The following is a 22,498-nucleotide window of genomic DNA, read 5'->3' on the forward strand; positions in this document are numbered from 1 at the left end:
GTCGGTAGCCGTCTGTCCGGCTGGGACCATCGCCGGTCTCACCGTCGCGGCGCCCGGTGCCGAGGCAAAGGGGCGGCGGAGCGAGGGATGCCGGAACGGCCGGGGCCCCGGGGGACCGGCGGCCATCGGCGGCACGGCGACCGTATGAGGGGGACACCTGTGACGACCATGGCAGGCGACATGGTCCTGCTCGCCTTCGACGAGGAGGGGGGCCGGCTCCCCGTCCGGCAGTCCCTGGCTCCGGCGGTGCGCGGCGCGCTGCTGGCCGAGCTGCTCGACGGCGGCGCCCTGACCGACGAGGCGGGCGCGGCCGGGGTGGCCGGTGAGGCGCCGGCGGACGCCGCGCTGCGGCATGTGTGGCAGGGGATAGCCGCGGACCCCGGCAGGAAGTGGCTGCACTGGGTCCGCAGGGACGGCCGCGAGTCCGTGCGACAGGTGCTGCGGGCCCTGGAGAAGGACGGCCTGGTGCGGCAGAGCACCAGCAGGGTCTTCGGCTTCCTCCCGCTCGACCGCGCACGCCTCACCCCGGCCGGTCTCGCCGCCGCACGGGATGTGCGGGCCTCGGTGGCCGCCACGGCCGAGGCCACGGCCGCCGGTGCGGGCGGCGCCCCGGCCGCCGGCCGGACCGCGTTGCTGACCGGCCTCGCGCACGCGGGCGGGCAGTTGGGCGTGGCCCTCCCCGCCGACCGGCGGCGCGTGCTCAAGGGGCGGCTGACGGACCTCGCCGAGGACGCCGCCCCGGTGTCGGCGGCGGTGCGCCGCGCCGTGCAGGACCTCGGGGGCGCGGCCGTCTCCTAGGCGGTGTCTCCGACGCCTCGCCCCGGCCGTCCCGCAGCCGGCGCCGTGGCCGAGAAAAACCGGCTGCCCGGGCCGCGCCGGCCGTCCGCCGGGGCCTCCGTCAGACCGAGAGGGTGACCTCGTGGATCTCGTCGGGCGCGTGGCCGGTGCGCTCGTGGATGCGCTGCACCGCGTCGGCCGAGGGGCCGGTGGACAGGCAGTACACCGTGCCCGACTCGGGGTCGGCCCAGGCGCGCTCGAAGTGGACCCCTTCCTCCTTCTCTATGGCGAGGTCCGCGCGGTGGGCCTCGCTCAGCTGGTCCGAGGTGATGCCCTTCATGCCTCGGTGGACGTCCATGTACGTGCCCATGACTCCCGCACCTCCGGTGACGGTTCGGTTCCGGCCCCTCTTCCATGCTGCACCCGGACGCGCCGGGCGGCGCGGTACCGGACTCGGGCGCGGTGCCGGGGTCAGCCGGCGGCCAGGCCCGTCTTGGCGCCCGCGCCGCACAGGGGGACCACCGTGCCGCCGCCGGGCGGCTCCGCGCGGACCGCCGCCCAGCAGGCCACGCCCGTCGGCTCGACGTACAGCCCGCGGGCGGCCAGGTCGAGCTGGGCCTCCCGGATCGCGTCCTCCGTCACGGTGAGGAAGGTCCCGCCCGACTCGCGCACCGCCCGAAGGATCTGGCGGGCCCGCGGCGGGCCCGGGATGGCGATGCCCTCGGCGAGGGTGGGGCGCGCCGGAGCGGGGGCGGCCGGCTCGTCGGCCCCCGCGCGGAACGCCTCCGCCAGCGGCGCGACCGCCTCCGCCTGCACGGCCACCAGGGCGGGGCGGGACGGGATCAGGCCGTGCTCGGCCAGCTCGGCGGTGGCGAGGGCGGCGCCCAGGAGCAGGGTGCCGTTGCCCACGGGGACCACGAGCGTGTCGGGCAGCCGCCCGCCGAGGTCCTCCCACAGCTCGTACACGTACGTCTTGGTGCCGTGCAGGAAGTAGGGGTTGAAGACGTGCGAGGCGTAGAAGGTGCCCGGTTCGCCGGCCGCCTCGCGGGCCGCGCGCGCCGCCGCCTCGCGGTCCCCGGGCACGACGGTGAGCCGCGCCCCGTGCGCCCGGATCTGCTCCAACTTCTTGGCGGAGGTGCCTTCCGGGACGTACACCGTGCAGTCGAGCCCCGCGCGGGCGCAGTACGCCGCCATCGCGGTGCCCGCGTTGCCGCTGCTGTCGGCGATCACCCGGCGCGGGGCCAGGCGGCGCGCCAGTTCGGCGAGCATCACGGCGCCGCGGTCCTTGAACGACAGGGTGGGCATCAGGAAGTCGAGCTTGGCCGAAACGGTGTCGGTGAGCCGGACGAGCGGTGTGCGTCCCTCGCCGAGCGAGCAGTGGGGGCCGGCGAGGGGCAGCGCCTCCGCGTAGCGCCACAGCGAACCCGTCCGGCCGGCCAGCGCCTCCAGGGACAGCGGCCCGGCCCGGAAGTCGAGGTCCCAGGGACCCCGGCATCCGGGGCAGCACCAGGTCAGTGACGATACGGACGATCGAGTGCCGCACCGGGAGCACCGGTAGTGCGCCGAAAGGGTCATGAAAGCCAGCATGTCATTCGTGTGGCAGGGCTGTTACCGGCGCGTCAGGACCCTTGTGGGATTCCTATGGATCGGTCAATCTTTCGCTCGGCGGACGGATTCGGGCAACGCCGCGTACACGGCCGCGTTGTTTGTCATGCCCCTGCCGAACACCCCCACAGCAACGCACCACCAATGAGGAGGACCCCTCACATGTCAGTGATGCGTACCCCGCGGCGAAGACTGGCCGCAGCCGGCGCCACCGTCGTCGCCGCCCTCGCGCTCGGCACCCTCTCCGCCCTCCCGGCCACCGCGGCCGCGGCCGCCCCGGAAGGTGTGATCGAGAACGCCGGAGCCCCCGGCGCCATCGCGGGCAGCTACATCGTCACCCTCGACGAGTCGGCCGCCGACGCCGAGTCCAAGGCGGGCAGGGCCGTGGCCACCCGCTACGGCGCGAAGATCGAGAAGACGTACACCTCCGCCCTCAACGGCTACGCCGTCGAACTGTCCGAGGCGCAGGCCAGGAAGCTGGCCGCCGACCCGGCCGTCGACTCGGTCGTGCAGAACCGCGTCTTCACGATCAACGGCACCCAGCCGTCCCCGCCGTCCTGGGGCCTGGACCGGATCGACCAGCGCGCCCTGCCGCTCAACCAGAGCTACACCTACCCCGAGCCGGCGGGCGAGGGCGTCACCGCGTACATCATCGACACCGGCGTACGCATCACCCACAGCGACTTCGGCGGGCGGGCCACCTACGGCTACGACGCCATCGACAACGACAACACGGCGCAGGACGGCCACGGTCACGGCACGCACGTCGCCGGCACCGTCGCCGGGTCCGCCTACGGCGTGGCCAAGAAGGCGAGGATCGTCGGCGTCCGCGTCCTCAACAACTCCGGCTCCGGCACCACCGCCCAGGTCGTCGCCGGCATCGACTGGGTGACCCGCAACGCCGTCAAGCCGGCCGTGGCCAACATGAGCCTGGGCGGCGGCGTGGACTCCGCGCTCGACACCGCCGTGCGCAACTCCATAGCCAGCGGTGTCACCTACGCCATCGCCGCCGGCAACGACGGCCGGGACGCGTCCAACTCCTCGCCGGCGCGTGTCGCCGAGGCCATCACGGTCGGCTCGACCACCAGCACCGACGCCCGCTCCAGCTTCTCCAACTACGGCAGCCTGGTGGACCTGTTCGCGCCCGGTTCCTCCATCACCTCGTCGTGGAACACCGGCGACACCGCCACCAACACCATCTCGGGGACGTCGATGGCGACCCCGCACGTCGCGGGCGCCGCGGCCCTCTACCTGGCGAACAACCGGACGGCCACCCCGTCGCAGGTCGCCACCGCCCTCACCTCCGCCGCCACCACCGGCGTGGTGGGCAACCCGGGCACCGGCTCCCCGAACCGCCTGCTGTACGTGGGTGACGGCGGCACCACGCCGCCGCCCGGCAAGCGCTTCGAGAACACCGCCGACTACGCGATCAACGACAACGCGACCGCCGAATCGCCGATCGCCGTCAGCGGCGTCGCGGGCAACGCCCCGTCGGCCCTCCAGGTGCCCGTGAACATCGTCCACACCTACATCGGCGACCTCCAGGTGCAGCTGATCGCCCCCGACGGAACCGCCTACACGCTCAAGGCGTACGGCACGGGCGGCAGCGCCGACAACATCAACACCACGTACACGGTCAACGCCTCCTCCGAGGTCGCGAACGGCACGTGGAAGCTGCGCGTGAGCGACAACGCGAACTACGACACCGGGAAGATCGACTCCTGGGCTCTGCAGTTCTAGCGTCGAGCGAGTGAAGAGGGAGGCGGTCGTCACCATGGCGACCGCCTCTTCCTTTGTACGCGGCTCGCGGCCGTGAACCGCGGCGATGCCCGCGTTCCGCCTCCTGCCGCGGACCGCGTACGATGCGCCAGCCGCGCACGCGTGCGATTCGTCCCGCCCCCGACAGGAGCACCGAGAACCGTGGAACCGTCCCCCCAGGGATCGCCCGACGGTCCGCCCGAGGGCCCGCCCCAGGGAGCCGTCCCGCAAGCCGTCCAGGGGGCCGCCCCGCAGGGAGCGCCCCAGGGGGCCGTCCCGCAGGGCTGGCCGCCGCCCCGGCAGGCGTACCCGCAGACGCCGCCGTTCTACGGCGCGCCCCCGCCGCCGCCGGTGAACGTCAACGGGCTGTCCATCGCCTCCCTCGTCACCGGCATCGTGTGCCTGGTGCCGCCGCTCGGCATGGTCCTGGGCGGGGTCGCCCTCGGGCAGATCAGGAAGCGGGGCGAGCGGGGCACGGGCATGGCCGTCACGGGCATGGTCCTCTCCCTGGTGAGCACACTGCTGCTGGTGGCCGGACTGGCCACGGGGGCGTTCCGCGACGTCTCCGACGGCGTGCGGGACGTCGTCGACGAGGCGTCCCGGACGCGCTCGACCTTCGAGCTGCGCAAGGGCCAGTGCTTCAACAGCCCTGGTGGCGTCGAGGAGGCGGAGGCCGTCGACGTCACGATCGTCGACTGCGCCGAGCCCCACGACGGCGAGGTGGCCGGCGGCTTCACGATCGGCGAGTTCGACGCGTGGCCCGGCGACAAGCGCATCGAGCCGGTCGCCGAGCGCCGCTGCGAGGAGCTGAACGCCGCCTACGCGCTGGACGGCTGGGCCGTGCCCGACAACGCGTGGATGTACTACTACCAGCCGAGCAAGGAGAGTTGGGCGGTCGGTGACCGGTCGGTGACCTGCGCCTTCGCCGCCGAGGAGGGCAAGCTCACCGGGTCGGTGCGCAATGACGAGGAGACCCTCGACGAGCACCAGGCCGCCTTCCTGAAGCGGGTCAACCAGATCGACGCGGCCCTCCTGGAGGAGCCCGAGGCCGATGTCGAGGAGGACCGGAAGGCCAACGTGGCGTGGGCCGCGAAGGTCTCGGAGACCGTGCGCGCCACGGCCGCCGGACTGCGGGACCACCCGTGGCCGGCCGCCTCGCGCGGTCCGGTGGCCGACCTGGCCGAGGAGCTGGAGGCGGCCGGGAAGCACTGGGCGAGGATGGCGGCCGCCACGGACCCGGACACCTTCTGGGAGCACTACGAACCCGCGTACGACGCCCTCCCCGCCGACCTGGGCGCGAAGGCGCGCGGTGCCCTGAAGCTGGACGTCACGCCGCCGGCAGAGGTCACGGCCGATTCCTGAGCGGCGCGTGGCAGGTCGTTCACGGCGGCGTGGGGCGGCCGGTGCGCGGGTGGGGCCGGACCCCGGGGTGGCGGGCCGGGGCGGGGCCGCGATGCGGGCGGGCCGGTCCGTGGGGGCCCGAGCGCCGGTTCACGGGGTCGTACCCATGGTGAGCTGGTACTCAAACGGCCGTCATCACATCGAGTGAAACTCTGGCCCATGCTTGCGGTGGGCAACCCACGGTTGCGACTCTGTTGCTGTCTGTCAACCTGATGGGAGTGGCCCGTGACCTTCGGTGAGCAGCCCGCTTATCTGCGCGTTGCGAGCGATCTCCGGGAGAAGATCGTCAATGGCTCGCTCCCGCCCCACACCCGGCTGCCCTCGCAGGCCCGCATCCGCGAGGAGTACGGCGTCTCGGACACCGTCGCGCTGGAGGCCCGGAAGGTGCTGATGGCCGAGGGGCTCGTCGAGGGCCGCTCGGGGTCGGGGACCTACGTCCGGGAGCGACCCGTGCCACGCCGGATCGCCCGCTCCGGCTTCGGCCTGACGGCAGGGGCGAACCCCTTCCGGCAGGAGCAGGCCGCCGAGGGCGCGCGCGGCACCTGGGAGTCCCGCAGCGAGCAGGAGCCGGCGAGCGCCGCCGTCGCGGAGCGCCTCGGCATCGAGCCGGGGGACCGGGTGATGCGCACGCGGTACGTCTTCCGGGACGCGGGGGAGCCGATGATGCTCTCCACCTCCTGGGAGCCGCTCGCCGTCACCGGCCGCACCCCGGTGATGCTGCCCGAGGAGGGGCCGCTGGGCGGCTGCGGGGTCGTCGAGCGGATGGCCGCGATCGACGTCGTCGTGGACAACGTGGTGGAGGAGGTCGGCGCGCGCCCGGGGCTGGCCGAGGAGCTCCTGACGCTGGGAGGGGTGCCGGGGCACGTCGTGATGGTGGTGGAGCGGACCTATTACGCGTCGGGGAGGGCGGTCGAGACGGCCGACGTGGTCGTGCCGGCCGACCGCTACCGCATCGCCTACCACCTTCCGGTGCGGTGACCGGGCGGCGGAGTGGCCCGGTGGCGGAGTGGTCCGGCTCACGGGTCAACGGCTGACGGGGCGACGGCTCACGGGTCAACGGCTGACGGGGCGACGGCTCACGGGTCAACGGCTGACGGGGCGACGGGGCGACGGCTGACGGCCTCACGGGTGCTCGGCCGAGCGTCCGGCCGTCGGGCGTCCCGTCCCGGTCAGCATGGGGGACGCGGTGCCCTGTGGTCCGCAAGGGGGCGCACCCGGACGGGTGCGCCCCCTTGCCGCACCGATTCCCTGGCCGGATGCGTGCCTCTTCGTAAAAACACGTATCCGCTCCGTAAAGGTCTGGCGTAGGCTCAGGCATATGCGGATCGCTGTTTCGTGTGGATGCTTAGAAGCGTGCAGGCCGGCGGAGGGTGAGGCGTGATGAGTGAGAGTGGCGCGGTCCTTCCCTGGCTGGTGATCCGGCAGGACGACAACGGCAACCACTACCGGGTGGGCAGGTACGCGACGAGGGACGAGGCGCAGCAGATCGCCGACAGTCTCGATACGAGCGGCCCCGAGCAGCTCTACTGGGTGGAGCGCGTGGGCCAGCCCGCGACCTGACCGCACCGGGGCGCCGCCCCGCCGCGCGTTACGCTCCGGCGCATGACAGATCGTGTGGTGGTGGCCGGGGCCGTCTTCGACGAGGGGCGGCTGCTGGCCGCGCGCCGCAGCGCCCCGCCGGAGCTGGCCGGCCGCTGGGAGCTGCCCGGCGGCAAGCTGGAACCGGGCGAGACCGCGCCGCAGGCCCTGGTCCGCGAGCTGCGCGAGGAACTGGGCGTGGAGACCGAGCCGGGTGAACGGATCCCCGGTGAATGGCCGCTGGCGCCCGGCTACGTACTCCAGGTGTGGACCGCCAGGCTCCTCTCCGGTGAGCCCAGCCCCTTGCAGGACCACGACGAGCTGCGGTGGCTGGCGCGGCACGAACTGGACAGCGTCGACTGGCTGGATCAGGACCGTCCCGCCGTCGCGGAGGCCGCCCGCCGGTTCCCCGGCGAGCATCCGGGCAACCGCTCCTGACGGACCGCCGACCGCCGGACCGCCGGGACCGCCGCCCGCCGGACCGCCGACCGCGGGACCGCCGGGACCGCCGCCCGCCGGACCGCCGACCGCGGGACCGCCGGGATCGCCGGACGCGTCGTGCCGCCGTGCCACCGATGCGGCGGCCCGTGGGCGGGGACGACATGGGGGCGCCGTCCCGCACGCCGCACGGCGTGTCCGTACCTCGGGCCGTGCCGCGAGCCCGGGCCGCCCGGCCCCGGCCGCCCTCCGCGGGTCCGGGACGCCGGCCCCGTCCGCACGGACCCCGCCCCCGCCGCCCCCCGGCGGCCCGGCCGCCGCGAGGGGCACCGGTGGCATCGGGGGCACGGGGAGCGACCGGGGACCCGATGGCTGTACCGGAGTACGCCGGGGTGCGCCGGCGGGAGGGGATGACAGGGGGTCGGTGGGGAGCGCGAGACCGGGGTGTACGCCGTTCGTGCCACGATGCGCCTGCGATGGCGATAGCCCGCCCGCAATTTCGGGTATGTGCTGATTAACCCACCCAAATAGGACGTGGGTCCGCCGCTGGGTCTGGAAGTGGTCGGCGTGATCGACATCGAGGGCGAGTGCGCCGAGTGGATCTTCCCTGCCGAGCTCGACGCCGTACGCGCCGCCCGTCACGCGGTACGTGACGCACTGCGCGGCTGGCGGCTCGACCCGGCGACCGTCGACGTGACGGTCCTGCTGGTGAGCGAGCTGGTGACCAATTCTCTGCGCTACGCCTGCGGCCCCATCGGCGTCCGGCTGCTGCGGCTCCCGCCCGACGAAGGGGCCTTCCCGTCCTCGCCGGCGCTCCTCGTCGAGGTGTCCGATCCGCTCCCGGACCCTCCCCTGGAACGGCCTGCCGGACCGGACGACGAGGGCGGACGGGGACTGCAGCTGGTCGCCTGCTCCGCCCGCCGCTGGGGGACTCGAAAGGGCAGGTCGGGAAAGACGGTGTGGTTCGAGCTGGCCCTGCCTGGTTAGAAGAGGGAAGGGACAACGATCACCTTCGGGCTCGGCTCAAAACGAACGAGACCACCCTGTGATCGTGAACGGCGTGCCGCCGGGGGCCGTAGTGCTGAATACTGCGGGAATGGCCGGTCCGGTGCGGTGAGCTGGAGGGGACGGTCGCGTGAGCGAGATATCTGAGACGGCGAACAGCGTCGTGTGGCAGAGCAGTCCACCTGGCTCGATCTACGACTACATCAGAGTCGCCTCCTTCTCGATCGGCCCCGACGGGCTGGTCGACCAGTGGAGTCTTCGCGCCGCCGACCTGTTCGGCATCAGCGCCGAGGAGGTCAGGGGCAAGGACCCGGTCGAGGCGTTCATGCCCGCCGAGCTGCGCCCGCGCGGCCACCGCAAGGTCTCCGAGATCCTCGACGGCAAGGAGTGGACCGGCCTGGTCCCCTTCCGTATGCCGGGGGAACAGAGGCCGCGCGGGATCGCCGAGGTCTACGTGATGCCGAGCGAGACCGAACGCGGCGAGAAGGCCGCGCTCTGCATCGTCGTCGACGTCCGCGCGCTGCGGCGGATCGAGACGGACCTCGCCGCCTCGCAGGCCATTTTCGGACAATCTCCTTTCGGCTTCCTGCTGTTCGACACCGACCTGACGGTCAGGCGGGCCAACGAGCGCTTCGCGACCGTCTTCGGCGGCTCCGCCGAGGACCACCGTGGCCGCACCGTCCACGACTACCTCTCCCGCCCCGAGGCCGAGCGGATGACCGCCGCGCTGCGCCGGGTCCTGGAGACCGGTGAGTCCGTCACCGACCTCGAACTGACCGGTGCGGTGCCCGGCAGCACCGACCGCCGGCACTGGTCGGTCAACCTCTACCGGGTGCACAGCGGATCGGGCCGGCCCGTCGGCGTCGCCGGCCTCGGCATCGACGTCACCCGCCGTCAGATGGCCGCCCGCGAGGCCGCCAGCGCCCGGCGCAACCTGGCCCTCCTCAACGAGGCCGGCGCCCGCATAGGCAACAGCCTGGACCTGGAGACCACCGCCCGCGAACTCCTCGACGTCGCCGTGCCCGGGTTCTGCGACCTCGCCTCCGTCGACCTGTACCAAGGGCTGCTCAGCGGCGTCGAGGCGCCGCCGGGACGCGCCGACGGAGCCAGCGCCGAACTGCGCCGGGTCGCCTTCGCCAGCGCCGTGTCCGACGCCCCGCTGCTGAACCCCCGCACCGCTCCCGGATGCTGCGAGGCGGCCCCGATAGACGTCGGCGCCCTCCACCGCTACCCCTTCAACTCCCCCTGCGCCGACGCCCTGCGCACCGGCCGGCCGAGCGCGATGCCCGGAGCGGAGGGCAGCCTCGTCCAGTCGACGCTCGTCGTGCCGATGGTGGCGCACGACACCGTCGTCGGCCTGGTGCAGTTCTCCCGCACCAAGGGCAGCGAACCGTTCGGCGAACGGGACCGGGCGCTCGCCGCCGAGCTGGCCGCCCGCGCGGCGGTCTGCATCGACAACGCCCGCCTCTACCGGCGGGAGCACGAGCGGGCCCTCATCCTCCAGCGCAGCCTCCTGCCGCCCGGCGACCCGGAGGCCGCCGGCCTGGACATCGCCTGCCGCTACCTGCCCGGCAACACCGCCACGGAGGTCGGGGGCGACTGGTTCGACGTCATCCAGCTGCCCGGCCACCGCACCGCCCTGGTCGTCGGCGACGTCATGGGGCGCGGACTGCGGGCGGCCGTCGCCATGGGCGAACTGCGCACCGCCGTACGCACCCTGGCCCAGCTCGACCTGGAGCCGGCCGAGGTCCTCTCCCACCTCGACGAGATCGCCCGTGGCCTCGGCACCCCCGGAGGCGGCCAGGCATCGCGGGTCGCCGACACGGCGCGCGGCCCGGAGCTGTCCGAGGTCTACCTCGCGACCTGCGTCTACGCCGTGTACGACTCGGTCACCCGCCGCTGTACGTTCGCCAACGCCGGCCACCTGCCGCCGGTGCTGGTCGAACCGGGCGAGGCCGCGCTGCTGCTCGACGTACCGCCGGGGATGCCCCTGGGCGTCGGCGGCGAACCCTTCGAGGAGGTCGAGGTCGAACTCCCCGAGGGCGCGCTGCTCGCCCTCTACACCGACGGGCTCGTCGAGTCCCGCGACCATCCCCTCGACGAGGGCCTGGAGGCTTTCCGCAGCGCGCTGACCGACCCGGTCCGGCCGCTGGAGGACGTCTGCGACCACGTGCTGGACTCCCTGAACACCCGGCACGGCGAGGACGACATCGCCCTGCTGATGGCCCGTATCCAGGGGCTGCCGACCGAGGCCGTCGGCGACTGGCGGCTGCCCCGCGAGCCGCGTTCGGTGGGCCGCGCCCGGGAGCTGGCCCGGGCGCAGCTGACGGCCTGGGACCTCGAAGCGCTCGTCGACACGGTCGAACTGCTGGTCAGCGAACTGGTCACCAACGCGCTGCGCTACGGCGAGGGGGAGATACGGCTGCGGCTGCTGCGCGACCGCACGCTCGTCTGCGAGGTGTGGGACGCGGGTCTGGTGCAGCCCCGGCGGCGCCGGGCCCGCGACACCGACGAGGGCGGCCGGGGGCTCCAGCTGGTCGGTCTGCTCAGCGCGGGCTGGGGGTCGCGCCGTACGCCGCGCGGCAAGACGGTCTGGTTCGAGCTGGCCCTGCCGGACGGCGACGCCACCGCGGAGCCGACCGTCGACCAGTTGCTCAGCATGTTCTGACACCGGTGGCCCTCCCCGGGGGAGCGGGCGGGCCGGGGGGGAGCGGGCGGGCCGGCCCCCGCCGCTCCGCCGCCCAGCGCTCAGCCGTTCCCGGAGTCGCCGCCGAGCACCGCACCGCCTGGCCCCCCCCGTGCCGGCCCGTCGTCAGGCGCCCGCCCGGGCGGGCCGCCGGGGCCGTGGGCGTCCGCCTCGCCGTCCGTAGCCCGGTCCCCGTGACCGGCCCGGTCCCCACCCGGGCCCCGGTACCGCGCGGCCCCGTCTCCGTCCCGCGCGGCCCCGTCTCCGTACCGGGCCACGTCCTGCTCCGCCAGGCCGCGCGCCTGCCGGGCCAGCGCGTCCGCCCGCCGCGCCTCGGCCGCCGCGTCCCGTGCGTCCGCGCCCCCGCGCGCGCCCCGCTCCGCCACCGCCGCCGCCAGGTCACGCGCCCGGGCCAGGAGGCGGTCCGCCTCCGCCAGCCGGGTGCGGGCCCGGGCACCCACCGCGCCCCGGTGCGTCGCGATGTGGTCCGCCGCCGCCCCGACGGCGGAGCCGGCGGTGAGCAGCGCGTGGCCGAGGAGCGCCCGCGCGCGCCGCGTCCCCCGCTCGTCGTCCCGTACGCCCGCCAGCGCCTCGTCCAGCGCGGCGTCCGCCTCCGCGATCCGGCGCAGCGCGTCGATCGGGTCGTACCGTCCGGCCGCCGGCGCACGGCGTACGTCGGTGACGACCGACTCGGCGCGCGCGGCCGGGCCGCGCAGATCGGCGGTCGGCGCGGGTACCCCTTCCGCCGCGTCCACCGACGCACCGGCGGCGGCGAGGTCCTCCTCCGCGTCGGCGAGGGCGACCGGCAGCCTGCCCGCCGCCTCCGCCAGTTCCCCGGCGTGCCGGTCCACGGCGTCGACGAGCCGCGCCGCTTGGGCGAGGGCGCCCTCGGCGGCCCGCACGTCGGCCGCCGCGGCGGCGGTGTCGCCGCCCTCCACCGCCCGCCGCGCCCGTTCGAGGCGGGCCGAGGCGAACAGCAGCCGCTCCCTGGCCCGTTCGACGCCGCCCGCGACGGGCGCGGCGGCCGACTCCGCGTACCGCTCCCGCATCGCGACGAGCACGGCGTCCGCCAGGTCCGCCCGCCCGCTCACCTCCCGGAACGCCGAATCCGCCGCGGCGAGGGCCTCGGGCGCCGTCCGCTCCGGGGCGCGCAACGGGTCGAAGGCGTCCGCATCGGCGTCCAGCCGCCGGCCGGCGTCGCCGCAGCGCACGATGATCTCCTCCAGCGTCCGGCGGTGCGCCGCCCCGTCCTCCGGGGGCGCGTCGTCGAGCCGCTGCCGGAGCCGGAAGGCCTCGGTGAGCTCGGCCCGGGCGTACGCCACCGCCTCCGCGTACGGACGCGCCGCCTCCTTCCCGGACCGGGCGGTGGCGAATCCCAGTGCCTCCTCGCCCGTCCGGACGGCGTCGTCCGTGTCGACGAGCGCCTGCCACGCGCGGGCCCCGAGTTCTTCCAGGGTGGGCCCCGGGGGCGCATCCCACCGGTCCGGCCCGCCGTGCGGCGTGGTGCGTGTGGTGGTGCGCCGGCGGCGCTTGGCGTATGTGTACGCCGCGACCGCGCCGGCCGCGACCAGCATCCCCACGGGGAGGACGAGGTCGGTGGCCGAGCCCTGTCCGCCGCCCGGCCCGGCGGCGGCCGTCCGGGCGGCAGCGACCCCGGCGGTCGCGACCGCGCCGGGCAGGACCAGCGAGCACGCCGTGATCAGGGTGCCGAGGAGTGCAGCGAGACAGGACCGAGTGGCTCCACGCGTCACATTCGTGAGGCTATGCCCGGGTTCGACGGTGTGCGACCCGACGCCCATCGCCACGGTCGGTGGTGGACCGCAGGGCGCGCACGGACCGCGACCGCGAGCGGTTCGGGGTCGCGCCGTACGCCGACCTCGCGGTGACGGCGGACGGCTGGGCGGCGCCCTGGACCGGCCGGCACCCCGAGGTCAGGACCTCCGGCGGGTGATCTTGTCGCCGAGCCAGACCAGGGGGTCGTACTTGCGGTCCACCGCCCTTTCCTTCAGCGGGATCAGGGCATTGTCGGTGATCTTGATCTGCTCGGGGCAGACCTCGGTGCAGCACTTGGTGATGTTGCAGTAGCCGAGCCCGTGGTCCTCCTGCGCGGTGCGCTTGCGGTCGAGGCCGGCCTCCTCCGCCGCGTCCAGGGGGTGCATGTCCAGTTCGGCGATGCGCATGAGGAACCGCGGCCCGGCGAAGGCGGGCTTGTTCTCCTCGTGGTCCCGGACCACATGGCAGGTGTCCTGGCACAGGAAGCACTCGATGCACTTGCGGAACTCCTGGGGGCGCTCCACGTCGATCTGCTGCATCCGGTAGTCGCCCGGGGCCACCCCCGGCGGCGGCACGAAGGACGGCACCTCGCGGGCCTTCTCGTAGTTGAACGACACGTCCGTCACCAGGTCGCGCACGACGGGAAAGGCCCGCAACGGGGTCACCGTGACGACCTCCTCGCGCGAGAACACCGACATCCGTGTCATGCACATCAGCCGCGGACGCCCGTTGATCTCGGCACTGCACGAACCGCACTTGCCCGCCTTGCAGTTCCACCGCACCGCCAGGTCGGGCGCCTGGGTCGCCTGGAGCCGGTGGATGATGTCGAGGACCACCTCGCCCTCGTTCACCTCGACGCTGAAGTCCTTCAGGCCGCCGCCGTCCGTGTCGCCCCGCCACACCCGGAAGCTCGCGTCATAGCTGGTCACTCGTAGAGCTCCTCTTCGGCGAGGTACTTGACCAGCTCCTCCTTGTCGAACAGGGAGAGCAGGTCGGCACGGATGGGGTCGGTCGTCGTGCGTTCGAGGGCGATCTGCCCCTCGGGGGACTCTGGGTCGGCGATGCGGCACAGCAGGTTCACCCGCCGCCAGGCGCGCTCCATGGCCGGGCGGTCCTCCCGGGTGTGCCCGCCGCGGCTCTCGGTGCGCTCCAGCGCCGCCCGCGCCACGCACTCGCTGACCAGCAGCATGTTCCGCAGGTCCAGCGCGAGGTGCCAGCCGGGGTTGAACTGCCGGTGGCCCTCGACGCCCGCGCCCCGGGCACGCAGCCGCAGCTCGGCCAGGTTCCGCAGCGCCCGCCGCATCTCCTCCTCGCGGCGGATGATGCCGACCAGGTCGTTCATCGTCTGCTGGAGCTCCTGGTGCAGGGCGTACGGGTTCTCCGGCCGCGCACCCGTCCCGTCGGCGGTCTCGCCGCTGAACGGGCGCAGCGCCTCGGCGGCCGCCGCGTGCACCCGGGCGTCGGTCACCTGCGGGCGGTCGGCCAGGCCGCTCGCGTACCGGGCCGCGTACAGCCCGGCGCGGCGGCCGAAGACCAGCAGGTCGGACAGCGAGTTCCCGCCGAGCCGGTTGGAGCCGTGCATGCCGCCCGCGACCTCACCGGCCGCGAACAGTCCTGGCACCCCGATCGCCTCGGCCGTGTCCGACTCGACCGCGACGCCACCCATCACGTAGTGGCAGGTCGGGCCGACCTCCATCGCCTCGGCCGTGATGTCGACGTCGGCCAGCTCCTTGAACTGGTGGTACATCGACGGCAGCCGGCGCCGGATCGTCTCGGCCGGCATCCGGGTCGACACGTCGAGGAAGACGCCACCGTGCGGGGAGCCGCGCCCCGCCTTGACCTCGGAATTGATCGCGCGGGCCACCTCGTCGCGCGGCAGCAGCTCGGGCGGACGCCGGTTGTTGTCCGGGTCCTCGTACCAGCGGTCGCCCTCCTCCTCCGACTCGGCGTACTTGTCCTTGAAGACGTCGGGAACGTAGTCGAACATGAACCGCTCGCCCTCGGAGTTGCGCAGCACACCTCCGTCGCCGCGCACCGACTCGGTGACGAGGATGCCCTTCACCGACGGCGGCCAGACCATGCCGGTCGGGTGGAACTGCACGAACTCCATGTTCACCAGCCGCGCACCCGCCAGCAGGGCCAGGGCGTGCCCGTCGCCGGTGTACTCCCACGAGTTGGACGTCACCTTGAAGGACTTGCCGATCCCGCCGGTCGCGAGGACGACCGCCGGTGCCTCCAGCACGAAGAAGCGGCCGGACTCGCGTTCGTAGGCGAAGGTCCCGCCGACCCGGCCGTCGTCGTCCTTCAGCACCCGGGTGACCGTGCACTCCTGGAAGACCTTCAGCCGGGCCTCGTAGTCGCCGAAGGTGCGGAAGTCCTCCTGCTGGAGGGCGACGATCTTCTGCTGGAGGGTGCGGATCAGCTCCAGACCGGTCCGGTCGCCGACGTGGGCGAGCCGGGGGTACTCGTGGCCCCCGAAGTTGCGCTGCGAGATCCGGCCGTCCTTCGTCCGGTCGAAGAGGGCGCCCCAGGTCTCCAGCTCCCAGACCCGGTCCGGCGCCTCGCGCGCGTGCAGCTCGGCCATCCGCCACTGGTTGAGGAACTTCCCGCCGCGCATGGTGTCGCGGAAGTGGACCTTCCAGTTGTCCCCGGCGTTGGCGTTCCCCATGGAGGCGGCGATCCCGCCCTCGGCCATCACCGTGTGGGCCTTGCCGAACAGCGACTTGCAGATCACGGCCGTACGGGCGCCCTGCTCGCGCGCCTCGATGGCCGCCCGCAGCCCCGCCCCGCCGGCGCCGACCACGACGACGTCCCACTGCTGCCGTTCCGCTTGCGTCATCGGTGAGCACCTATTCCTAGAAGAAGCGCGGATCGTCGAAGGCACCGACGGCGAGCAGGTACACGTAGAAGTCGGCGAGCGCGACGCTGAGCAGCGACGCCCAGGCGAGCTGCATGTGCCGTGCGTTCAGCCTGCCGACCCACCCCCAGAGCCGGTAGCGGACGGGGTGCCGGGAGAAGTGCTTCAGCCGGCCCCCGACGATGTGCCGGCAGGAGTGGCAGGACAGGGTGTACGCCCAGATCAGCACGATGTTGACGAGGAACACCAGCGTCCCGAGCCCCATGTGGCCCCAGGCGTACGACGCGTCGCGGAAGGTCAGCACGGTGTCGTAGGTGAGGATGCCGGCGACCGGCAGGGCGGCGTAGAAGAAGTACCGGTGGATGTTCTGCAGGATCAGCGGGAAACGGGTCTCGCCGGTGTACTTCCCGTGCGGCTCGGCGACCGCGCAGGCCGGGGGCGACGCCCAGAAGCCCCGGTAGTAGGCCTTGCGGTAGTAGTAGCAGGTCAGCCGGAAGCCCAGCGGGAAGATCAGGATGAGCAGGGCGGGGGACAGGCCCCACCAGCTGCCGAAGAGCTCCCAGTTGGGGCCGCCCCGCATGGGCGCGCAGTTCTCCGCGAGGCAGGGCGAGTAGAACGGCGAGACGTAGGGCGCCGCGTAGTAGTCGCCGTTCGCGAAGGCGCGCCAGGTCGAGTAGACGACGAACGCCAGCAGTCCGGCGGCTGTGGCGGCGGGCGCCAGCCACCAGCGGTCGGTACGCAGATGGCTCGCCGCGATGGTGGCGCGGGCCGGGCCGTGGACACCGCCGCGGCCCCTGCGGGCGGCGGCGGTGTCATCGGTGCCGGGTGGAGGTCGATCGGTGCCTGTGGCCAACGGGGTCTCCTAGGGCGCGTGCCGGTGGTGGGGCGGGTACGCCGGCCGGGGGTGCGGGTGCGGCGCGGTCCGGCGGCCGGCGCGGGTGGTGGGGCGGGTACGGCGTGGCGCGGTCGCGCGGCGCGGGGAGTCCGGAGGTCCGGGCCCGAGCCGCCGGGTCCGGACCTCCGCCCGCGCCCGGACCGCCCGTACCCGGAGCGCGCGTAGCCGGACCGCCCGTAGCCGGGTCCGGGCCGCCGGCATGACCGCCCCGGCGCGCCCCGGCGCGCCCGGCCGGGCGGTCGTCCGCCGTCCGGCAGCGTCCGCGGCTCCTGAACGGGTGCGGGCCCGCGCCGGTTCAGGGGGCGCGGCGGTCCCGCGCGGCCGCGGCTCCTGAACGGGTGCGGGCCCGCGCCGGTTCAGGGGGCGCGGCGGTCCCGCGCGCCCAGGCCCTCGTCGTCCGAGTCGGTCCACAGGGTGCTGTCGTACGGGGTGTCCGAGATGGTGACCAGGCCGTCGGGGCGGCCGACGACCATCGGGACGGGCTTTCCCTCACGCTGCCGGACGAGGTTGCGCTCCAGCTGGATGACCGAGCGGGCCAGCTCTTCGAGGCGGCGTTTGACCTCGGTCAGGTCGTCTTCGAGTGACATGAATTGCCCTCACTTCCGCGATGGCGGGCGGCAAACACGCGCCTGAGAGTGTCGCGCGTCACATCCCCCATTGTGAAGTCATGTGCACGGATTGCACTCATCCGGGCGTTGGGCCGCACGGGTGGTGTTCGCGCGCCGTGCCGCCGTGTCGCCGCCGCGGGGCCCTCCGGGTCGCTTTCAGTGTATGGGCAATAGGTGTGATCATCTCTAAATTCCACAAAACAGGACGAAGAGGTACAAGCCATGTCCCACGTCGGCACCCCTCGGGGGAGGACATGCTCCCGGGGTCCCCGCTCCCGCAGACTCCGGTCCGCCGTCCTCCTCACCACCGGCGTCCTCGCCGTCTCCGTACTGAGCGGCTGCGGCTCTCCCGAGGAGGAGACCGACGCCAAGGCCGTTCCGCAGGACATCGCCCCCGCCGCCCGCGCCAAGGTCACGGACGGCGGGACCCTGCGCTGGGCCGTCGACGCGATGCCGACCACCCTCAACACCTTCCAGGCCGACGCGGACGCCACCAGCGCCCGCATCGCGCAGGCCGCCCTGCCCACCCTCTTCACCCTCGACGACCGCGGCCGCCCCCAGCGCAACGCCGACTACCTGGAATCCGCCGAGATCGTCGAGCGCGAGCCCAAGCAGGTCGTCCTCTACAAGATCAATCAGCAGGCGGTGTGGAGCGACGGCCGGGAGATCGGCGCCCCCGACTTCGTCGCCCAGTGGCACGCGCTCAGCGGCAAGAACTCCGCCTACTGGACCGCCCGAAACGCCGGCTACGAGCGCATCGAGAAGATCGAGCGCGGCGCCGGGGACCTGGAGGTCCGGGTCACCTTCAACAAGCCGTACTCCGACTGGCGCGCCCTGTTCTCGCCGCTCTACCCCAAGGACGTGATGGGGACCCCGGCCGCCTTCAACGACGGCGCCCGTACGCAGCTGGCCTCGTCGGCCGGGCCCTTCCGGCTCAAGGGCCTCGACGCCCGCACCGGCACGGCGACGCTCGTGCGCAACCCCCGCTGGTGGGGGCAGCCGGCCAAGCTCGACACGATCGAGCTCCGCGCCGTCCCGCGCGCGGCCCGCGCCGCCGCGCTCGCCACCGGCACCCTCGACCTCGCCGAGGTGGACCCGGCCACGGCGGACCGCATCATCCGCGCGACGAAGGGCGCCGACGGCACCGCGCAGGGCCGGCCAGCGCCGCCCGCGCCGCCCGCGTCACCCGCCTCCGGGTCGGTTCCCGCGAAGCCCGCGCTCCCCGGGGCGGCGGCCCCGGGCAACCCGCAGGCGCTCGCCGCCTACGCGGCCGAGCAGAAGGCGCTGCGCGGTTACGTCGTCCGCAAGACCCTGGAGCCCGCGTACACCCAGCTGGCGCTGAACGGCGAGAGCGGCCCGCTCTCCGACGAGCGGGTCCGCCGGGCGGTGGCCCGCGCCCTCGACCGCCGGGCCCTGGCCGAGGCGGTCCTGAAGCCGCTCGGGCTGCCCGCCCACCCGGTCGGCAGCCACCTCGCGCTCGCCGGGCAGCAGGCGTACGCCGACAACAGCGGCGCCCTCGGCGGCCAGGACACCGAGGAGGCCCAGGAACTGCTGGCCGACGCGGGCTGGACGCGGGGCGGGGCCCGCAAGCCGGCCGCCCCGAAGGACGGCACCAAGGCGGGCTCCGAGGCATCCCCGGCCGCGCAGCGGCCGGCCACGGGCGGGAAGAACGGCGCGGAGGGCGACGTAGCCTCCGACGAGGGCCTGTACATCGTCGGCGACGACAAGCCCGGCACCGCCGCCGGCGGGCCCCGCGCCGCCGACCACAAGCCCGCCATCGGCGGCAACGACGGCCCCGAGGGCACCCATGTGCTGGCCCCCGCCCCCGGCGCGGCCCTCCAGGGCGTCGCCCTGCACCGCCAGGCCCAGAACCTGGCGCGGGCCGACGACCCCGCCCCGGCCGAGGCGCGGGCCGACCGCCGGCCGGCGGTCCTGGGCGACACCGACACGGGCGCGGCCGGCGTGCCCAAGGCCCCGGGCGGCGGCGCTCCCGGCGCGTACGCCCCCCGGGGCACCGCCGCTCCCGCTCCCGCGCCCGGCGCGGCGGCCGGTCCGCTCGGCAAGGACGGCGAGCCGCTCACGCTCCGCTTCGTCCTGCCGGCCGGTCCCGACTCGGCGTCGCTGCGCACCGTGGGCGACAAGATCTCCGCGATGCTGGGCCGGGTCGGCATCGGCACCGAGATCGTCAAGGTCCCCGACGACAGCTACTTCAAGGACCACATCGCCTCCGGTGACTACGACCTGGCCCTGTACTCCTGGCCCGGCACCGCGTACCCGGCCACGGACGGGCGGCCCATCTTCGCCAAGCCCCAGCCCGCCGCCGACGGCTCGCTGCTGGTGGAGCAGAACTACACCCGGGTCGGCACGGACCACATCGACCAGCTCTTCGACCAGGCGGCCGGCGAGCTGGACGAGAACGCCGCCCGCGACCTGGTCAAGCAGGCCGACGCCCGGATCTGGGCCGCCGCCGGCTCCCTCCCCCTCTATCAGCGTCCGCAGCTCGTGGCGGCCAGGCCGACGGTGGTGAACGCCGGGGCGTTCGGGTTCGCCACCCCCCGCTACGAGGACATCGGCTTCCGGCGGAAGTAGGGCCGGCGGGGACCAGGGAGCAAGGCCAACCTCAGAATCCCCTCAAGTCGCTTGCCCGCCGGTGTCACCGGCGGGCAAGCTCCGTTGCGGACCATGACCCGGGCCGCACTCACGCCTCACCCCCAGCGCACCGCAGCACCGCACACGGCCCCGTACCCGCCCCCGTACGCGCCGGTGTCACCACCCCGCCACACACCTGTTCGATCTTCTCCGGATGGGCCGGGACGCCTTGTGCGCCTCGGCCCCGTACCATGGACACAGCCGTGGCGCGTCCGCCCGGCGGGCGTACGAGGAACAAAGAGACGCCGCACCCACGATCCGAGAGAAGCGCCAGCCACATATGCCCACGCGCCACGACATCCGTAACGTAGCCATCGTCGCCCACGTAGACCACGGCAAGACGACCATCGTCGACGCCATGCTCAAGCAGGCCGGCGCCTTCGCCGCCCACCAGCTCGACTCGGTCGACGACCGCATGATGGACTCGAACGACCTGGAGCGTGAGAAGGGCATCACGATCCTCGCCAAGAACACGGCGGTGAAGTACCACCCCAAGGACGGCGGGGCGCCCATCACCATCAACATCATCGACACCCCCGGCCACGCCGACTTCGGCGGTGAGGTCGAGCGCGGTCTGTCGATGGTCGACGGCGTGGTGCTGCTGGTGGACGCCTCCGAGGGCCCGCTGCCGCAGACCCGCTTCGTCCTCCGCAAGGCCCTGCAGCGCCGGATGCCGGTCATCCTGTGCATCAACAAGACGGACCGCCCGGACTCCCGGATCGACGAGGTCGTCAACGAGACCTACGACCTCTTCCTGGACCTGGACGCGGACGAGGAGCAGATCGAGTTCCCGATCGTCTACGCCTGCGGCCGTGACGGCATCGCGTCGCTGACCAAGCCGGAGGACGGCACGGTCCCGGCCGACTCCGCCAACCTGGAGCCGTTCTTCTCCACCATCCTGGAGCACATCCCGGCCCCGGTGTACGACGAGGAGGCCCCCCTCCAGGCCCACGTCACCAACCTGGACGCCGACAACTTCCTCGGTCGCATCGCGCTGCTCCGCGTCGAGCAGGGCGAGCTGCGCAAGGGCCAGACGGTCGCGTGGATCAAGCGTGACGGCACCGTCGCCAACGTGCGCATCAGCGAGCTGATGATGACCGAGGCGCTCACCCGCAAGCCGGCCGAGGTGGCGGGCCCCGGCGACATCTGCGCCGTCGCGGGCATCCCCGACATCATGATCGGCGAGACGCTGGCCGACCCGGAGAACCCGGTCGCGCTGCCGCTGATCACGGTCGACGAGCCGGCGATCTCGATGGTCATCGGAACGAACACCTCGCCGCTGGTCGGCCGTGGCGCCACCGGCAAGGGCGCGGACAACAAGGCCGCCGTCAAGGACCGGAAGGTCACCGCCCGCCAGGTGAAGGACCGCCTGGACCGCGAGCTGGTCGGAAACGTCTCGCTGCGCGTCCTGGACACCGAGCGCCCCGACGCCTGGGAGGTGCAGGGCCGCGGTGAGCTGGCGCTGGCCATCCTGGTCGAGCAGATGCGCCGCGAGGGCTTCGAGCTGACCATCGGCAAGCCGCAGGTGGTCACCAAGGAGATCGACGGCAAGGTCCACGAGCCGGTCGAGCGCATGACGATCGACGTGCCCGAGGAGCACATGGGCGCCGTCACGCAGCTCATGGGCGTCCGCAAGGGCCGGATGGACAACATGTCCAACCACGGCTCCGGCTGGGTGCGCATGGAGTTCGTCGTGCCCTCCCGCGGCCTGATCGGCTTCCGTACCGAGTTCCTCACGCAGACGCGCGGCACGGGCATCGCCCACTCCATCCACGAGGGCCACGAGCCGTGGTTCGGCACGCTGACGACCCGGAACAACGGCTCGCTCGTCGCCGACCGCTCCGGCGCGGTCACCGCCTTCGCGATGACGAACCTCCAGGAGCGTGGCGTCCTCTTCGTGGAGCCGGGCACCGAGGTGTACGAGGGCATGATCGTCGGCGAGAACTCCCGCTCCGACGACATGGACGTCAACATCACCAAGGAGAAGAAGCTCACGAACATGCGGTCGTCCTCGGCCGACTCGTTCGAGGCCATCGTCCCGCCGCGCAAGCTCTCGCTGGAGCAGTCGCTGGAGTTCTGCCGCGACGACGAGTGCGTCGAGGTCACCCCTGAGGCCGTTCGCATCCGCAAGGTGAACCTGGACCAGCGCGAGCGCGCCCGGGCCGCCTCGCGGGCCAAGAACGGCTGACCCGGGCCCCGCGGGCCCACGGCGGCCCGGCCGGGCCGCCGAGCGGCCCGTGAGCCGTCAACTCCCCGTCGCGGAAGGGCTGATCCCCTTCCGCGGCGGGGAGTTTTCGCTGTCGCCGCGCCGGGCAGGCAGGGAGCACCCGCCGGCCCATACCAGAGCGGGCGTGCGCCCTCGTACCGGACGCTTCCCGGTGGTGCCGGCCGACCGCACGTCAACGTGTTTTCCCTGACGAAGCGTCCGCATATCGACCGTCGCTCTCCGGAACATGTGTTAACGGTCC

At 73.6% G+C, this 22,498-nt stretch carries 18 protein-coding genes; 11 read left to right on the top strand and 7 right to left on the bottom strand.

Going from position 1 to position 22,498, the window contains the following annotated elements:
• Positions 1–168 precede the first annotated feature (168 nt).
• Positions 169–798 (top strand): GOLPH3/VPS74 family protein, encoded by a 630-nt coding sequence (locus tag IE109_RS12670; RefSeq protein ID WP_229890948.1) that lies wholly within the window; start codon positions 169–171, stop codon positions 796–798.
• Positions 799–898: 100 nt separating this feature from the next.
• Here IE109_RS12670 and IE109_RS12675 read toward each other — a convergent pair whose 3' ends face one another.
• A complete protein-coding gene (locus IE109_RS12675) occupies positions 899–1,147 on the bottom strand; it encodes an SCO4226 family nickel-binding protein (protein WP_189550905.1) in 249 nt (82 codons plus the stop codon).
• Between the two features lie 101 nt (positions 1,148–1,248).
• Positions 1,249–2,352: a pyridoxal-phosphate dependent enzyme gene (locus IE109_RS12680; protein ID WP_229890923.1), complete on the bottom strand. Its 1,104-nt coding sequence runs from the start codon at positions 2,350–2,352 to the stop codon at positions 1,249–1,251.
• A 192-nt stretch (positions 2,353–2,544) separates the two neighbouring features.
• Between IE109_RS12680 and IE109_RS12685 the strand changes: the two genes are divergently transcribed.
• From IE109_RS12685 to IE109_RS12715, 7 genes are all read left to right on the top strand, one after another.
• Positions 2,545–4,122 (top strand): S8 family peptidase, encoded by a 1,578-nt coding sequence (locus IE109_RS12685; RefSeq protein ID WP_189550907.1) that lies wholly within the window; start codon positions 2,545–2,547, stop codon positions 4,120–4,122.
• A gap of 180 nt (positions 4,123–4,302) precedes the next feature.
• A complete protein-coding gene (locus IE109_RS12690; protein ID WP_189550908.1) occupies positions 4,303–5,502 on the top strand; it encodes a DUF4190 domain-containing protein in 1,200 nt (399 codons plus the stop codon).
• Between the two features lie 264 nt (positions 5,503–5,766).
• Positions 5,767–6,519, top strand: a complete 753-nt coding sequence (locus IE109_RS12695) for a GntR family transcriptional regulator (protein WP_189550909.1) — start codon at positions 5,767–5,769, stop codon at positions 6,517–6,519.
• A 402-nt stretch (positions 6,520–6,921) separates the two neighbouring features.
• A complete protein-coding gene (locus IE109_RS12700) occupies positions 6,922–7,101 on the top strand; it encodes an SPOR domain-containing protein (RefSeq protein WP_189550910.1) in 180 nt (59 codons plus the stop codon).
• A gap of 42 nt (positions 7,102–7,143) precedes the next feature.
• Positions 7,144–7,557, top strand: coding sequence for a (deoxy)nucleoside triphosphate pyrophosphohydrolase (locus IE109_RS12705; RefSeq protein WP_189550911.1), 414 nt, complete (start codon positions 7,144–7,146; stop codon positions 7,555–7,557).
• A gap of 558 nt (positions 7,558–8,115) precedes the next feature.
• Positions 8,116–8,544, top strand: a complete 429-nt coding sequence (locus IE109_RS12710; RefSeq protein ID WP_189550965.1) for an ATP-binding protein — start codon at positions 8,116–8,118, stop codon at positions 8,542–8,544.
• A 148-nt stretch (positions 8,545–8,692) separates the two neighbouring features.
• Positions 8,693–11,230, top strand: a complete 2,538-nt coding sequence (locus tag IE109_RS12715; RefSeq protein WP_189550912.1) for a SpoIIE family protein phosphatase — start codon at positions 8,693–8,695, stop codon at positions 11,228–11,230.
• Between the two features lie 80 nt (positions 11,231–11,310).
• Here IE109_RS12715 and IE109_RS12720 read toward each other — a convergent pair whose 3' ends face one another.
• A complete protein-coding gene (locus IE109_RS12720) occupies positions 11,311–12,999 on the bottom strand; it encodes a TPM domain-containing protein (protein WP_189550913.1) in 1,689 nt (562 codons plus the stop codon).
• A 62-nt stretch (positions 13,000–13,061) separates the two neighbouring features.
• Between IE109_RS12720 and IE109_RS12725 the strand changes: the two genes are divergently transcribed.
• Entirely contained in the window at positions 13,062–13,199 is a 138-nt protein-coding gene (locus IE109_RS12725; RefSeq protein ID WP_229890925.1) for a hypothetical protein, read from the top strand.
• On the opposite strand, the gene IE109_RS12730 is transcribed toward IE109_RS12725, so the two are convergent.
• The 4 genes from IE109_RS12730 to IE109_RS12745 all read right to left on the bottom strand — a co-directional run bounded on the left by IE109_RS12730 (position 13,180) and on the right by IE109_RS12745 (position 17,360).
• The gene (locus IE109_RS12730) at positions 13,180–13,950 is read right to left on the bottom strand and encodes a succinate dehydrogenase/fumarate reductase iron-sulfur subunit (RefSeq protein ID WP_189550915.1); all 771 of its coding nucleotides are present in this window, start codon (positions 13,948–13,950) and stop codon (positions 13,180–13,182) included. The genes IE109_RS12725 and IE109_RS12730 overlap by 20 nt on opposite strands.
• Entirely contained in the window at positions 13,947–15,860 is a 1,914-nt protein-coding gene (locus IE109_RS12735) for a fumarate reductase/succinate dehydrogenase flavoprotein subunit (RefSeq protein ID WP_189550916.1), read from the bottom strand. The genes IE109_RS12730 and IE109_RS12735 overlap by 4 nt, the downstream gene beginning before the upstream one ends.
• A gap of 16 nt (positions 15,861–15,876) precedes the next feature.
• A complete protein-coding gene (gene sdhC, locus IE109_RS12740; RefSeq protein WP_189550917.1) occupies positions 15,877–16,731 on the bottom strand; it encodes a succinate dehydrogenase subunit SdhC in 855 nt (284 codons plus the stop codon).
• 398 nt (positions 16,732–17,129) lie between these two features.
• Complete coding sequence (locus IE109_RS12745) at positions 17,130–17,360, bottom strand: Rv0250c family protein (RefSeq protein WP_189550918.1); 231 nt, start codon at positions 17,358–17,360, stop codon at positions 17,130–17,132.
• 243 nt (positions 17,361–17,603) lie between these two features.
• Here IE109_RS12745 and IE109_RS12750 point away from each other — a divergent pair, with 243 nt between their 5' ends.
• Together IE109_RS12750 and typA are read left to right on the top strand one after the other, a co-directional pair.
• On the top strand, positions 17,604–19,970 hold the full coding sequence (locus tag IE109_RS12750) for an ABC transporter family substrate-binding protein (RefSeq protein ID WP_189550919.1): 2,367 nt from the start codon (positions 17,604–17,606) through the stop codon (positions 19,968–19,970).
• A 340-nt stretch (positions 19,971–20,310) separates the two neighbouring features.
• Entirely contained in the window at positions 20,311–22,218 is a 1,908-nt protein-coding gene (typA, locus tag IE109_RS12755; protein WP_189550920.1) for a translational GTPase TypA, read from the top strand.
• The last annotated feature ends 280 nt before the right edge of the window (positions 22,219–22,498 follow it).

It is taken from the genome of Streptomyces lavendofoliae, from assembly GCF_014649735.1.
Lineage (GTDB): Bacteria > Actinomycetota > Actinomycetes > Streptomycetales > Streptomycetaceae > Streptomyces > Streptomyces lavendofoliae.

What these genes read in the sequence shown, in the direction of transcription:
- IE109_RS12670 (WP_229890948.1), top strand. Translation starts at nt 169, where the DNA reads ATGGCAGGCGACATGGTCCTGCTCGCCTTCGACGAGGAGGGGGGCCGG.
- IE109_RS12675 (WP_189550905.1), bottom strand. Translation starts at nt 1,147, where the DNA reads ATGGGCACGTACATGGACGTCCACCGAGGCATGAAGGGCATCACCTCG.
- IE109_RS12680 (WP_229890923.1), bottom strand. Translation starts at nt 2,352, where the DNA reads ATGACCCTTTCGGCGCACTACCGGTGCTCCCGGTGCGGCACTCGATCG.
- IE109_RS12685 (WP_189550907.1), top strand. Translation starts at nt 2,545, where the DNA reads ATGTCAGTGATGCGTACCCCGCGGCGAAGACTGGCCGCAGCCGGCGCC.
- IE109_RS12700 (WP_189550910.1), top strand. Translation starts at nt 6,922, where the DNA reads ATGAGTGAGAGTGGCGCGGTCCTTCCCTGGCTGGTGATCCGGCAGGAC.
- IE109_RS12705 (WP_189550911.1), top strand. Translation starts at nt 7,144, where the DNA reads ATGACAGATCGTGTGGTGGTGGCCGGGGCCGTCTTCGACGAGGGGCGG.
- IE109_RS12735 (WP_189550916.1), bottom strand. Translation starts at nt 15,860, where the DNA reads ATGACGCAAGCGGAACGGCAGCAGTGGGACGTCGTCGTGGTCGGCGCC.
- IE109_RS12745 (WP_189550918.1), bottom strand. Translation starts at nt 17,360, where the DNA reads ATGTCACTCGAAGACGACCTGACCGAGGTCAAACGCCGCCTCGAAGAG.
- IE109_RS12750 (WP_189550919.1), top strand. Translation starts at nt 17,604, where the DNA reads ATGTCCCACGTCGGCACCCCTCGGGGGAGGACATGCTCCCGGGGTCCC.
- typA (WP_189550920.1), top strand. Translation starts at nt 20,311, where the DNA reads ATGCCCACGCGCCACGACATCCGTAACGTAGCCATCGTCGCCCACGTA.